Raw genomic sequence first — 14,276 nt, forward strand, 5'->3', positions numbered from 1 at the left:
TTGTTTTGGTCGTACTTAACAAATTCGAGTTTTTGGGGAGGTACTCCTTTTTTCGTGTTCTGAAAACCCTGGTACTCTAGGGTCGGGAATTATGAAATTCATTCACCTAGTTATTTTTCCCAAATAAATTGATCCCATTCTGATATGAAAACAAATAACGCCCATCCTTAACACTCAAGGACGGGCGTTTAAAACATTGGGTTTTCATCTAAAAATTGATAAATCTTGCTGACGAGGTCATCTGGATTCTCGCCTGTCACCACTTCACCATTTACAAGCGCAAAAAGTGAACGTGAGCATTGGCCGCAATAGCCAAGGCAGCCGTACTCGATTACATCCAAATCGTAATCTTTTTCGAGCTGCTCGAGAGCACGCTGTGACCCATTCGCAAGGTTGCTTATACAAAACTCAATTATTGGCTTCACGCTGTCTTCACCTCTTCATCATTCCTATCCTATCTGTTTCAGCTCAGCCCGTCAATTTCAAAGGCTTATTATTCGACAAAAAGTGTTGTCTATTCGCCTTGAAGTGCTATACTTATTACTGACTGAATTATGGAATCGGTTTCTTTTATAGTGGGTTTTGAAAGGGTATACAACAAGTATTGGATTAATGATGTAAGAGAAAAGGGGAAATGCCTCATGAAGCAACTCGTATTGCTAGGCGGAGGATACGGCAACATGCGCGCGTTAAAGCGCCTGCTCCAATCATCCAGCCTTCCGGAAGACATACAGCTTACTCTGATTGACCGCGTCCCATATCATTGCTTGAAAACAGAATATTATGCGTTAGCTGCGGGAACAATTTCAGACCATCATATTCGCGTTCCTTTTCCAGATCACCCTCGCTTGAAAATCGTGTATGGCGAAGTGACGGAAATTCAGCTTTCTGAAAAGGCCGTTACTCTGCAAGGTCAAGATCCTGTTTATTATGATGACCTGATCATCGGCTTAGGCTGCGAAGACAAGTACCACGGTGTACCAGGTGCACATGAGCATACGTTGAGCATCCAAACGATCGATAAATCCAGACAGACGTATCAAATATTAAACAACCTTCCGGCCAATGCTGTCGTTGGAGTGGTTGGAGCAGGACTGAGCGGAGTAGAACTTGCTTCTGAACTGCGCGAAAGCCGTCCTGATCTTTCCATCAAGCTTTTCGACCGCGGTGAGATCATTCTCCCTGCCTTTAAGAAGCGCCTGAGCAACTATGTACAAAACTGGTTTATCGAACATGGCGTGGAAGTCATTAACCGCTCCAACATCACAAAAGTGGAGGAAGGCTGTCTTTACAATCATGATGAAAGAGTGGATTGTGACGCAGTCGTCTGGACAGCCGGCATCCAGCCGAATAGTATCGTCAGAGAGCTAGATATTGAAAAGGACGCACAAGGCCGCGTCGTGCTTTCTCCTTATCATCACTTGCCTGAAAATGACGCGGTATTCGTTGTCGGAGATTGTGCTAGCCTGCCTTTTGCACCGAGCGCGCAGCTTGCCGAAGAGCAAGCAGAGCAGATCGCAGAAGTTCTTATCGCAAAATGGAACAATGAACCGATGCCAGAGCTTGGCGAAATCAAGCTAAAGGGCGTCATGGGGTCATTAGGAAAGAAAAGCGGATTTGGCACCATGGGAACAGCAGCCCTTATCGGCCGCGTTCCAAGACTGTTGAAATCAGGCATTCTTTGGCTCTATAAGTATCAAGTATAGGAAACAAACAAAAAGGCTGAACCTTTGCAGGGTTCAGCCTTTTTGTTGTTACCACCAAAGAGGTCGGAAGCGGCGGACGCCAAAGAACGGGAAGCCGAATACGCCAAAGCCTGGATAGACCCAAGGCCCCGCGAAGAAGATGCGGCTGTCCCGGTCTGTTTGGCCTTGCATAGCAAGGTACATGTTATCATTGTCAAAACTGTGCATTTTGCCAGTGTACACCTTGCCGTCCTGCATTTCAATCTCTACCTGCCTGCCCATATGTTTCTGGCAAAGCATATGGTAATGACTATGCTGATGCGTATAATGGATGCCGTATTGAGCTGATGAAGAAGATTCGTCTTTTTTCGGATGCAATAGAGTGTTCCTCCTTTATTATCCCTTCCATCATATTCACCCGTACAAAACAGGCATGTGTACAAACCCAGTTTCTCAGAAAAAAGGGCATTCGTTTACCTGTTTTTTGTTTAGAACCCCGTCTAGCCAGCTCTCAAACGCAACAAAAAAAGGGCTTAACTCCGCCCTTTTTACCCTGCTGTTTTGTATCCACTTTTTTCCATCAGTTCAAATATCGTCTTCAGGCGAGGATTGCCTTCTGCCACGATTTCTCCGTTTAACACGACTACCGGATAAAATAAATCCTCTTCTATCATCATCTTCACAAAATCAGCGTCTTTCCCTGTTTGCGGGGATTCCATGTTGATGTACGAGATCTCAAATTTTTGCTGAGGAAATTTTCTTGAGATCGCCGCCTCCAGCCATTCTGCTGTTTCTTTTGATGACGGCAAGTTCACGCAGCTCGGACATTTATGTTCTGCTCCGTACACTTTGATCAGTGCTTCTTTGATTTCCATGACCGTTCCACCTCACACTCTGTTCTGCTGCTTATATTTTAACGTATTTCCAGACTTTCGGATAGTATTCAAGAACCCGTGATACTCGTTCATGGATTTTTTCATGGTGTTATCTTATAATAAGAGTAAGGTTTTTCATGAAAGGAGCTAGAAAAAACATGGCTGAAAATGCAACGATGCATGAACAAGTGGAAGAAGTTTTGGATAAATTGCGTCCGTTCCTCCTTCGTGATGGCGGAGACGTAGAATTAGTGGACATTGAGGACGGTGTAGTTAAAGTGCGCCTTATGGGAGCATGCGGAAGCTGCCCGAGTTCCACGATTACCCTGAAAGCAGGCATCGAGCGCGCGCTTCTTGAAGAAGTGCCCGGCGTTGTTGAACTAGAGCAAGTATTTTAATGAATAAAAGCGGCTGGCTTCAAGGGGATCCTTGAGCCAGCCGTTTTTTNACACGGCAGAGTGCGGTCCGTCGATAATATCAGCGGTTACTTCTTCACCGCGGTGCGCAGGCAGGCAATGCATGAACGTGTAGTCTTTTTTCGCATGTGAGACAAGTTCGGCGTTCACTTGATAGCCAGCAAACGCTTTGTTGCGTGCTGCCGTCTCTTCCTCCTGACCCATGCTCGCCCAAACATCGGTATAGATTACATCGCTGCCATCAACACCTGCGACCGGGTCGGACGTCCAGACAATTTCAGCTCCAGTCAGTTTCCCCGCTTCTTGCGCTGCTTTTAAGAACACCTCTTTCGGTTTGTAGCCTTCTGGGGTCACAATCGTGCAGTCCATCCCGACCTTAGCGGCTCCCATCATAAGCGAATGCGCCATGTTATTGCCGTCTCCCACATACGTGAGCTTCTTTCCTTGAAACGATCCCTTTATTTCAAGGACTGTCAGCAGATCGGCGAGAACTTGACAGGGGTGAAAATCGTCAGTCAAGCCATTGATAACAGGAACCGAGCTGTTTGCTGCCAGCTCTTCCACGACAGACTGATCAAACGTTCTGATCATTATGCCATCCACATAGCCAGACAGTACCTTCGCTGTATCCGCTACTGTTTCGCCTCTCCCCATCTGAATATCTCTCGTTGATAAGTTCATCGCATGCCCGCCGAGCTGAAGCATGCCAGCTTCAAATGACACACGGGTGCGGGTGGACGATTTTTCGAATATCATCGCCAAAATCTTCCCTTTTAAAAGCGGCTGCGCCATCTTTCCCTGTTTTTTCAGTTCCAGTGCTAAATGGAGTACATCCATGATCTCACTGGATGTAAAATCCCTTAATGCCAGAAAATCCTTCTTGCTCCATTTCGGTTTAAACTGCTGAATAAGCGCCATCCACAATCCCATCCTTCATTAGAGATTTTTCATATTGCAGTGCTGCAAGATAAGCGGCGGCTGTTTCATTACGCGTCCACACATGAAGACGGTTCAGAGCGGCAAGAGATTCCTGTACCCCATCTCTCATGCCTCTTAGCGAAACAAACACTGCCTTGTTTTCTTGTTTCATCCAGTCCATGAAGTCCGTCGTTTCGCATTGGAAAATGGTGAATCCAAGCTTTTTCCACTCTTCTTCGTTCTCCAATTTTCCGTCCACATACATGCTTTTGTTTCCGCCAAAAAGGTCGACCAGCTGAGGCGCAGAACCTTTCAGCGCTTTATGCAGTGCTTCCTGATAATGTGCCGAGGTTCCGATCACCTCTCCGGTTGACGTCATGACCGGGGATAAAACAGGCGACAGTCCTGGGAGCTTGATATGAGAATAGACCGGGGCTTTTACGGTATAGTATGGCTGGCTGTTGTATGAGCTCTTAATCTTGAGCTCTGAAAAATCGCTTCCCAATAAAAGCTCGGTTGCTTTTTGTACGATAGACACTTCTGTCACCTTGCTGATGATCGGAACCGTCCGGGAAGCCCTCGGGTTGATCTCGAGCACATAAACACGATCATTTTCTATCGCAAACTGGACGTTGAACAACCCTTTATACGGCATGTTCCGAGCGATCGCACCCGTCATGTGCCGTATTTTTTCTTGAACGCTGTTTGAAAGAGAAACGGGCGGCGTAACAGAAATGCTGTCACCGGAGTGAACCCCGGTTCCTTCTAGATGTTCAAATATACCGGGAATAAAATCGTAGCTGCCATCTGTGAGGCAGTCTACCTCCGCCTCGGATCCTGTTAAAAAATGATCGACTAGCACAGGATAATCAATATTTTCTGTGTCGACATACTGCTTTAATGATTCTTCATGTTGAAACACCTTCATACCGCTTCCGCCAATGACATAAGACGGACGAAGAAGGACAGGATAGCCGACTTCTTTTGCGTACGGAAGAACATCAGAAGCGGCAGCCGCTGTCTTGCCGGGCACCCGGTCGATGCCGCATGCTTCTAAAAATGCGTAAAATTTTTCACGGTCCTCCATTTGATCGACGATTTCCGCCCCTGCCCCAAGCACTTCGATCCCCGCAGCTTCAAGGTCTTTTGCAAGATTGATCGATGTTTGTCCGCCGAATTGCAGAATAACCTGTGTGATGCCTTCAAACTCGAGCACATTCAGCACATCCTCAGCTGTTAACGGCTCAAAATAAAGACTATCGGCAATTTCATAATCGGTGCTGACCGTTTCAGGGTTGTTGTTGATCATAATGGTCTCATAGCCCATTTTTTGAGCGGCGATCACGCTGTGCACACAGCAATAATCAAACTCAACACCCTGGCCGATGCGGATCGGTCCCGAACCGATGACGGCTACTTTTTTTCCAGAACCCGGCTGCTTATCGCTCACACCCGACCATGAGGAATAATAATAAGATGTGCTCGCTTCGAACTCGGCCGCACACGTATCGACCATCTTATAGGAAGGAGTAATATTCGCTTTCTTTCGCTTTCTGCGTACGTCTAATTCCGAGCAGTTCCACATCTCAGAAAGCTGAAGATCGCTGAATCCCATCTGTTTTGCTCTCTTTAAAATCGTTTCATCAGCATCTTGAAGAGTATAGTGTTCCAGCTTTTTTTGCATCTGAACGAGTGTTTGCAAAACGTACATAAAATACGGTGTGATGCCGGTTGCGCTGATCAGTTTCTGCACATCATAGCCGCTGTAAAGCAGCTGAAGAAGAGCGAACAGCCGCTCATCTGCCGGTGAGAGGACCAAGTGAAGCAGTTCTACTTCCTTCATCTTTCCGAGCCGTTTGAGAAACATCCCGTTTGTTTTCAGTTCAAGCGAACGGATGGCTTTTTGAAAAGCGCTCTCCATCGACCGCTCAATCGCCATCACTTCGCCTGTCGCTTTCATCTGTGTGCCCAGTTTGCGGTCGGCTTCGGGAAATTTATCAAACGGCCATCTTGGAATCTTGACTGTCACATAATCGAGTGCCGGCTCAAAACTCGCATACGTCGTGCCGGTGACCGGGTTTTTCAGCTCGTAAAGCTGATAGCCTGCTGCAAGCTTTGCTGCAATTTTCGCGATCGGATACCCGGTGGCTTTAGATGCGAGAGCAGAAGAACGGCTCACGCGCGGGTTCACCTCGATCAGAAAATATTCTTTTGTTGAGGGATGAAGCGCGAACTGGATGTTGCAACCGCCGATGATCTTTAATGCTTCAATGATTTTAATAGAGGCTGATCGAAGCATGTGATATTCCTGGTCATCGAGTGTCTGGCTGGGCGCCACTACGACGGAATCGCCTGTGTGAACCCCGACTGGATCCATGTTCTCCATGTTGCATACCGTGATGCACGTGCCGCTGCTGTCTCGCATCACTTCATATTCGATCTCTTTATAGCCGGCGATGCTCTTTTCGACCAGGCATTGTGAAATCGGGCTTGCTGAGAGGCCCTGGCTGATTAGCTGTGAAAGTTGTTCTTTATTCTCTGCGATGCCGCCGCCGAAACCGCCAAGCGTGTAGGCGGGGCGCACGATAATTGGATAGCCTGCCTGCGCACCAAACGTGATGGCTTCTTGTACCGTTGTCACGATCTCACTTTCTGGAACCGGCTCGTTCAGCTTGTGCATGAGCGCGCGGAACTGGTCACGGTCTTCTGCCTGCATGATGGACTCGACGCTCGTGCCAAGAAGCTTGACGTTGTATTGCTGCAGTATGTTCTTTTCATGAAGCTCCATCGCCAGATTCAAGCCTGTCTGTCCGCCTACAGATGCTAAGATACCGTCCGGCTGTTCTTTTAGGATGATCTGTTCCACACTTCCAACGGTCATTGGCTCAAAATATACCTTATCGGCGAAAGTATAGTCGGTCATGATTGTCGCCGGGTTATTGTTGATCAGGATAACGGACAATCCTTCTTCTTTCAGGGCTTTGCACGCCTGTGTTCCGGAATAATCAAATTCTGCCGCCTGGCCGATGACGATCGGGCCCGACCCGATCACAAGCACTTTTTGAAGAGCGTTATCTTTAGGCATATTGCTTCACCTTCTTTTGGCTGTTTTTCATCGATGATATAAAGTCGTGGAAAAGCTCCAGATGTTCACGCGGACCCGGCGCCGCTTCCGGATGAAACTGCACAGAGAACACAGGCAGCGACCGGTGAGACAGTCCTTCCACACTGCCGTCGTTCACGTTTTTGAAACTCACATCAAATCCTGTTTTATGCAAGCTGTCACTTTCCACTACATAACTGTGGTTTTGCGAGCTCATGCTCACTTTGCCTGTCATTGTATTCATGACCGGGTGGTTCGCTCCGCGATGGCCGAACTTCAGCTTTCGTGTGTTTCCGCCAAAAGCGAGGGCAAGAATTTGGTGGCCGAGACAGATTCCAAATGACGGGTACTGTTCGGCCAGCTTTTTATACACGCCAAACCATGGTTTCAGCTGTTTAGGATCTCCGGGTCCGTTTGAAAATAATATCCCGTCCGGGTTGAGCTTCTTAATATGCTGAATCGGTGTATCAAACGGTACAACTGTCACTTGGCAGTTCAATTCCAGCAGGGACTGAAGAATGGACCGTTTGTAGCCAAAATCCATGAGAACCACGTGATAGTCACCCCTGCCAGCAGCCACAAACCCGGATGTTGCCGTTTCTTTCACTTTGAATGGAACGGTGTTGTCCAGTTCCAGCTCGCCTGCCGATTCCGGTTTCATACATGCTTTCATCGAACCTTCTGTGCGAATTGATTGAATGAGACTGCGTGTGTCTACACCCGTCATGACGGGAACACCGGCCGATTTTAAGAATGATAGAAGCGATGTTTTCTTTTCAGGAATAAAACCGCTGTACCCGTCTGCTATGATTACACCGGCAGGCTGAATATGTGCGGATTCCATGTTTTCTGCAGAAATTCCGTAGTTGCCAATCAGCGGATACGAAAACACGACAATCTGCCCCTTGTAAGATGGATCAGACAGCACTTCTTCATACCCAGTCATCCCTGTAAAAAAGACCGCCTCTCCGCTAACCGCCTGCTCCCCGCCTTCCCATCGACCGTCAAACACAGAGCCGTTGGAAAGTTTAAGTATTCCGTTCATCTTGGCTGCTCCTTTCTAATAAAAAACCGTAAATATGAATTTTTATACAGTCTTATGCAAAAAAATTTAAACTTTTTCAGTCAGCTTACTATGAGACACAAACACGCCTTTAATGACAGCTGCCGCTTTTTGCAGCTCCTCATGCGATACCGTCAATGGCGGCAGCAAGCGGATAACATCCATTCCGGCTGGAACAGTAAGCAAGCCGTTATTCTGAAGTTCTTCAACAATTGGGGCCGCGACATTGCTGCACTGTATTCCGATTAGTAGGCCTTTTCCTCTTAACTCTTTGAACAGTGGCTGATCATGCAAGCAGCTCTGTAAAAGGTGCATAAAAAACGCCCCTTTTTTCTCTGTTTCTTTCAAAAACGCTTCGTTAAATATCGTCTGTACGACGGAGCTCGCGACAGCACATGCCAGATGGTTCCCGCCAAAGGTCGTTCCATGGCTGCCAGGCCCGAATGAATCTTTCAGAAACGCTTTACCGAGCATCGCCCCGATTGGATATCCGTTTCCAAGACCCTTGGCAAGCGTGACTATATCGGGCACCAAAATGGTGTGCTCGAACGCATAGCGCTTGCCTGTGCGACCCATACCTGTCTGAATTTCGTCTACGATAAGCAGGATGTTCTTTTCCTTGCACAGCCTGTTAATCGTGTGCAAAAAGCCCGGTTCAGCTGCTATGATGCCGCCTTCTCCTTGAACGACTTCAAGCATAATGGCCGCAGTCTGAGCGTCTGCTGCGTGCAAGAGCGCCGAGCTGTCATTGTACGGAACAATATCAAACTCTGGCACCATCGGACCGTAACCTGTTTTAATTTTTTCCTGGCCCGTCGCTGACATCGCGGCAAACGTCCGGCCATGAAAAGACTGCTGAAACGTAATGATTTTCTTTTTGCCTGTATGCTTTTTCGCAAGCTTGATCGCCGCTTCGTTCGCCTCAGCACCGCTGTTGCAAAAAAAAGCCAGATTGAGCGGAGTGTTATCAACGAGCATAGCCGCCAGGTCTTCCTGCAGTTTGTTTTCAAAAAGGTTGGACACATGCCAGAGCTTCCCGCTTTGTTTCTGCAGCGCCTCAAGCGGTGAATGATGGCTGTGACCTAGATTCACAACAGCGATTCCGCTCGTGAAATCAAGATATTCTGTTCCGTTATCATCAGTTAATACGGTACCTTCTCCTTTTACAAAAGAAAGAGGCTTCCTCGCATATGTTGGAAATAAAGCGCTCATACGGCACATTCCTCCTTTACAATCAACGTTCCATTAAGTGCAGGCCCAGATATGCATACCTTCTCGATACCGTTATCCAGACAGTTCAGTGCTGCCTCCACTTTTGGAATCATGCCTCCGTAGATCGTGCCGTCATGCATCAGGCTTGCTATTTGCATTCGTGTCGCTGCAGCGATAAGCTTCCCGCTGTGCAGCACGCCGTCCACATCCGATACGAACGTGATCTGATCCGCAGATACTGCACGTGCTACTGCTTCTGCCGCCGCATCGGCATTCATGTTGACAGGTTCTCCGTTCTCATCGACGCCGACTGAGCAGATGACGGGAATGAAACCGCCTTTGAGCATGTGACGAAGCAGTCTTCCGTTCGTCATCTCCACTTTGCCGACAAGACCGTATTTTTCTTCGTTTAATAATGTGCATTGAAAAAGATTGGCGTCATAGCCTGACAGGCCGACTGCTTCAAATCCGGCTTGATTCAGCGTACGAACGAACGAGGTGTTGACGTTTCCCGCAAGCGTTTCTTCTACGATGGTCATCGCTTTTTTGGTCGTCACCCGGATGCCGTCCACTTTTACAAACGGTATGCCACATTCTTCTAATCTTCCTGAAATGTGAGGCCCTCCGCCGTGTACGATAATAATTTCATGGCCGATCGAAGTTAACTGTTTGAGCGCTTCAAAAAATGGTGTGTTCAAACGAGACAGCACACTGCCGCCTGCTTTAATAACATGTCTCATCTCTTCACTCCTTCCCTACGTGCGGTAGCTGGCATTGATCTGCACATAATCATACGTAAGATCACAGCCCCATGCCGTGCCGGTTCCGCTGCCATTTCCTGCGTTCACTTCTATCTTGATTTCATGATGCTTCAAATAGTCAATCACATCCTGCTCTGAAAAGTCAGCAGGCATTCCGTCCTTCACCACACAAACCGGACCAATGCAGATGGATAGACTGCCAATGTTAAACGGCACACCGCTGTAGCCGACCGCCGCCATCACGCGGCCCCAGTTTGCATCGCATCCGAACACGGCCGTTTTCACGAGAGGCGAACCGACGATCGTCTTGGCTATTTTTCTAGCACCTTCATCATCTTCTGTTCCCGTTACGACGGCTTCGATAAGTTTCGTCGCTCCTTCTCCGTCTTTTGCGATCATTTTTCCTAGATCACCGCATACGAGGAGAAGAGCTTCGATGAAAGTACTCCACTCTTTATGCTGAGGCTGAAGCTGGCTGTTGCCTGCACATCCGTTTGCCAAAATGAGCACCATATCATTCGTGGATGTGTCACCGTCTACCGTAATGCAATTGAACGTGCGGTCGACTGCATACTTCAATGCTCCTTGCAGGGCAGCAGGTTCTACGTTTGCATCGGTTGTGATGAAGCCGAGCATCGTTGCCATGTTCGGATGAATCATGCCAGATCCCTTGGCGGTGCCTGAGATGGTAATTTCTTTATCATCCAGTGCCATACGGTACGTGGTATTTTTCATGACCGTGTCTGTTGTTAGGATGCTTTGTGAGAAATCAATCGAGCTCTTTAAAGAGGCGTAGGCTTCCACCGTGCGTATTCCTGTTCTGACTGCGTCCATCGGGAGCAGCTCGCCGATTACACCTGTCGAAGCAACAGCGGCCATGTGCTCGCTTATGCTGAGCTTTTGCGCGATTAGGCTTCTCATCTCGTAGGCGTCAGCCAGACCTTGTGCGCCTGTGCACGCGTTGGCGTTGCCTGAGTTCACGATCAATGCCTGAAGCTTCTGCTCTTTGCTGATGCTTTCTTTTGTCACGAACAGCGGTGCTGCTTGTATTTGGTTGGTCGTGTACACCGCTGCTGCTGAGGCAGGAAGGTCACTCACAACCAATCCGAGGTCGAGTTTTTTATGTTTGATGCCGCAATGGACGCCGCCCGCGCGGAACCCCTTTGGCGCCGCTATGTTAAAGCCGGTCACTTTCTGAATGGAGCTTGCAGATGCGATCATAGTATCCTCCTAAGGAAATTGTGGAATCAGCGGTAAACCTGATGTTTCGTTAAAGCCCATCATGATGTTCATGTTGTGAAGAGCCTGGCCTGCTGCCCCTTTTAATAGATTGTCGATCACAGAATATACGGTAAGACGCCCGGTCCTCTCATCAAGCGAGTAGCTGATGTCGCAATAGTTGGAGCCGGACACTTGATTGGTGGAAAGCGGTGTGTTCTCTTGATGTACTCTGATGAAATGTTCGTTTTCATAGTGCTGCTGTAATGTCTCGTAGATTATTTCTGTGGTAACGCCAGGCAGCAAGTCTGCATACATTGTCGCCAGAATACCGCGTGTCATCGGAACAAGATGCGTGCTGAACGTCATGATTACTTCCGACTTTCCAATTTGAGCAAACGACTGCTCCATCTCCGGAATATGCTGATGCGCGTTCATCTTATAAATCGAGAGACTTTCATTCGCGTTTGCGTAATGCGACGATTTCGATAGACTCGCACCCGCCCCTGACAGACCGCTTTTGGCATCAGTAATAAGTGAAAGAGGATCTATCAGGTTATTCTTCAGCAGCGGCAGGAGAGCGAGCTGGACGGCTGTTGGATAGCAGCCGGGATTCGCGATCAGCTGTGCCTGTTTGATGCTCTCTCTGTTATATTCTGATAATCCATAAACGGCCTCGTGAAGCCACCTTTCCGGCGGCGCCGGTTTTTTATACCATTTTTCGTATAATGCACTGTCTTTCAGCCGATAATCTCCTGCAAGATCAATGACTCTAATTCCCGCTTCAAGCAGCGGAGGCAATAGTTCTCTCGATACGCCAGACGGAGCGCAGGAAAATACGACATCCATCCTTTTTATATGTTCAAGCGACAGCTTTTTGAGCGTGCTGTTCGTTGATATGCCTTTTAAATGGGGGTATTCTTCGGTTATGTCCTGCCCATCTCTTGAGGAAGAGAAAAGGGTGACGGCCGGCTTTTCTGGATGGCTGCACAACAGCCGGTACAGCTCAACGCCGCTGAATCCCGTTGCCCCAATGATGCCAATCTCCAATTCAGCCACCTTCTTTCACAATGATAGTTCTCATTATAACTTGAATAAAAATTAATTCAACTGTATATTTATAAAAATTCCAATGTTTTTTATGACAGTTTTTTTGTGAGTTATTCAGATTTTTTGTTTCCTGAGTCACTTTGAGAAAACACATATAAAAAAGATGCCAAATCCTCAGCATCTTTTTGAATCCATATTTGTGTTATTGTCTTAAAAATCCGCCTTCTGAATGAATCGTTTGTCCTGTGATCCATTGGCTGTCACTGCTTGCGAGAAAGGCGATGATTTTGGCCGCATCTTCAGGCATGCCGAGCCTTCCAAAAGGAAATTTGGGCAATAGCGCCTCACGCAGGTTGTCATCCACCCATCCTGTATCAGTCGGCCCGGGATTGACGCAGTTCACGGTCATATGCAGCGGCGCCAGTTCAGCAGCAAGCGTCGCAGTAACCGCCTGTATCGCCCCTTTTGTGGCGGCGTATGCGATTTCACCTGCCATCGCACCAAGCCCCTGACCGGACGTGAGATTAATGACCCTTCCTTCTTTTCCTTTGTAACGAAGTGCAAATTCTTTGCATAGCATCAGTACAGACCTGACATTTACCTCGTAATGCTTGTCGATGCTTTCTTCTGTCAGTGATTGGATACTGTCGCGTTTCGAATAACACGCATTGTTCACCAGAATATCCGGCACACCCATTTCTTGTTCTGCCCGTTCAAACAGGTCATGGGCAGCCTGAGGCTGGCTCAGGTCAATCTCGGCTGCACATGCTATTCTTCCTTTCTCACGTATGCCTCTCTTCAGCTGCTCGGTGCTTTTTAATGAACTCTTCTTCCATTCCTCGTCCAAGTCATACGGCTCGTAATATGTAAAGAAAACGTCCGCTCCCTTTTCAGCTAGCAGCAGGCAGACAGCGGCGCCTATCCCATCCATCCTTCCCGCTCCTGTAACAAGGGCGGTCTTTCCTTTGAGTGGCAGATTCATCTATTCACTCCTTAACAAGATCGGTGTTTTGGCGGCTTTTCCAGTCAGGACAAGTGCAATGTTTTCAGCCGCCAAACGTGCCATCGCACAGCGTGTCTCGATTGTTGAACTTCCGATATGCGGCAGTGCTGTCACGTTTTTCATCGTTAATAGAGGATGATTCGGATCAATTGGTTCTACTTCATAAACATCCAGTCCCGCACCGGCAATCTCTTTCTGCTGCAGCGCGTGTAACAATGCATCTTCGTCCACCGATCCTCCTCTTCCTCCGTTGATGAAAAAAGCCGATTTCTTCATTTTCAAGAAAACCTCTTTACCGAACATTTTCGTTGTTTCCTTTGTCAGTGGAGCGAGGTTCACAACAAAATCAGAGTGTTGCAGCAGTTCGTCTAATGCTGCGTACCGGACCCCGACTAGGGTTTCTGTAATCTCTTTTCTCGTACGGTTATGATACAAAACGTTCATGTCAAAGCCCTTCGCACGCCGTGCTACTGCTTCCCCGATGCGTCCCATTCCGAAAATGCCGATTGTTTTGCGGTGGACGTCCGCTCCTGCCAATAGAAGAGGGCTCCAGCTTTTCCAATCCCCATTCTTTACATATTGCGCCGCTTCCACAACTCTCCTGGCGGAAGAGAGAATGAGTGCAAACACGAGATCAGCGGTCGTGTCCGTTAACACATCGGGAGTATTGGTGATTACGACGCCATGTCTTTCTGCTGCAGCTGTATCCATATTGTCGTAGCCGACAGCAAGGTTCGCTGCGATTTTTAAAGACGGAGAACGAAGAATTTCATCGTCAAGTTTATCGGACAGCATAACAAGAAGTCCGTCTGCTCTTCTTGCTTCTTTAATAAGAACATCGCGTGGTACCGCCGTATCCTCGCTGTCCCACATGCCAATCTCCGCTATATCAGCTAATTTAGTCAGCGTATGCTCGGGAAGCTTTCTTGTAACATACACATAAGGCTTACTCAAAATTCCTCACTCCTTTCA

General features: G+C 47.9%; 14 protein-coding genes. 2 read left to right on the forward strand and 12 right to left on the reverse strand.

Going from position 1 to position 14,276, the window contains the following annotated elements; translation table 11 throughout:
* Positions 1-188: 188 nt before the first annotated feature.
* Positions 189-425 (reverse strand): YuzB family protein, encoded by a 237-nt coding sequence (locus tag ACFQPF_RS04155; RefSeq protein ID WP_379746860.1) that lies wholly within the window; start codon positions 423-425, stop codon positions 189-191.
* A 216-nt stretch (positions 426-641) separates the two neighbouring features.
* Between ACFQPF_RS04155 and ACFQPF_RS04160 the strand changes: the two genes are divergently transcribed.
* Positions 642-1,706 (forward strand): NAD(P)/FAD-dependent oxidoreductase, encoded by a 1,065-nt coding sequence (locus tag ACFQPF_RS04160; protein WP_379746862.1) that lies wholly within the window; start codon positions 642-644, stop codon positions 1,704-1,706.
* A gap of 48 nt (positions 1,707-1,754) precedes the next feature.
* Here the strand turns inward: ACFQPF_RS04160 and ACFQPF_RS04165 are convergent, their stop codons facing one another.
* Positions 1,755-2,063, reverse strand: coding sequence for an LSm family protein (locus tag ACFQPF_RS04165; RefSeq protein ID WP_379746864.1), 309 nt, complete (start codon positions 2,061-2,063; stop codon positions 1,755-1,757).
* Positions 2,064-2,233: 170 nt separating this feature from the next.
* Entirely contained in the window at positions 2,234-2,560 is a 327-nt protein-coding gene (locus ACFQPF_RS04170; RefSeq protein ID WP_379746866.1) for a YuzD family protein, read from the reverse strand.
* Positions 2,561-2,697: 137 nt separating this feature from the next.
* Between ACFQPF_RS04170 and ACFQPF_RS04175 the strand changes: the two genes are divergently transcribed.
* Positions 2,698-2,958, forward strand: coding sequence for a NifU family protein (locus ACFQPF_RS04175; RefSeq protein WP_379746868.1), 261 nt, complete (start codon positions 2,698-2,700; stop codon positions 2,956-2,958).
* Here the strand turns inward: ACFQPF_RS04175 and argF are convergent.
* From argF to ACFQPF_RS04220, 9 genes are all read right to left on the reverse strand, one after another.
* The gene (gene argF / locus ACFQPF_RS04180; RefSeq protein WP_379746870.1) at positions 2,941-3,894 is read right to left on the reverse strand and encodes an ornithine carbamoyltransferase; all 954 of its coding nucleotides are present in this window, start codon (positions 3,892-3,894) and stop codon (positions 2,941-2,943) included. The genes ACFQPF_RS04175 and argF overlap by 18 nt on opposite strands.
* On the reverse strand, positions 3,872-6,979 hold the full coding sequence (carB, locus tag ACFQPF_RS04185) for a carbamoyl-phosphate synthase (glutamine-hydrolyzing) large subunit (protein WP_379746872.1): 3,108 nt from the start codon (positions 6,977-6,979) through the stop codon (positions 3,872-3,874). Before carB ends, argF begins: the two co-directional genes overlap by 23 nt.
* Positions 6,972-8,042, reverse strand: coding sequence for a carbamoyl phosphate synthase small subunit (locus ACFQPF_RS04190; protein WP_379746874.1), 1,071 nt, complete (start codon positions 8,040-8,042; stop codon positions 6,972-6,974). The genes carB and ACFQPF_RS04190 overlap by 8 nt, the downstream gene beginning before the upstream one ends.
* A 66-nt stretch (positions 8,043-8,108) precedes the next feature.
* Positions 8,109-9,272, reverse strand: coding sequence for an acetylornithine transaminase (argD, locus tag ACFQPF_RS04195; RefSeq protein WP_379746876.1), 1,164 nt, complete (start codon positions 9,270-9,272; stop codon positions 8,109-8,111).
* Positions 9,269-10,012 (reverse strand): acetylglutamate kinase, encoded by a 744-nt coding sequence (gene argB, locus ACFQPF_RS04200; protein ID WP_379746878.1) that lies wholly within the window; start codon positions 10,010-10,012, stop codon positions 9,269-9,271. Before argB ends, argD begins: the two co-directional genes overlap by 4 nt.
* Positions 10,013-10,027: 15 nt before the next feature.
* Positions 10,028-11,254, reverse strand: a complete 1,227-nt coding sequence (argJ, locus tag ACFQPF_RS04205; RefSeq protein ID WP_379746880.1) for a bifunctional ornithine acetyltransferase/N-acetylglutamate synthase — start codon at positions 11,252-11,254, stop codon at positions 10,028-10,030.
* Positions 11,255-11,263: 9 nt separating this feature from the next.
* On the reverse strand, positions 11,264-12,310 hold the full coding sequence (argC, locus tag ACFQPF_RS04210; protein WP_379746882.1) for an N-acetyl-gamma-glutamyl-phosphate reductase: 1,047 nt from the start codon (positions 12,308-12,310) through the stop codon (positions 11,264-11,266).
* Positions 12,311-12,503: 193 nt separating this feature from the next.
* Complete coding sequence (locus ACFQPF_RS04215) at positions 12,504-13,283, reverse strand: SDR family oxidoreductase (RefSeq protein WP_379746884.1); 780 nt, start codon at positions 13,281-13,283, stop codon at positions 12,504-12,506.
* The gene (locus ACFQPF_RS04220) at positions 13,284-14,258 is read right to left on the reverse strand and encodes a 2-hydroxyacid dehydrogenase (RefSeq protein ID WP_379746886.1); all 975 of its coding nucleotides are present in this window, start codon (positions 14,256-14,258) and stop codon (positions 13,284-13,286) included. It abuts the gene before it with no gap.
* Positions 14,259-14,276 lie beyond the last annotated feature (18 nt).

The organism is Fictibacillus iocasae (assembly GCF_042665465.1).
In the GTDB taxonomy this organism is placed as follows: Bacteria; Bacillota; Bacilli; order Bacillales; family Fictibacillaceae; genus Fictibacillus; species Fictibacillus iocasae.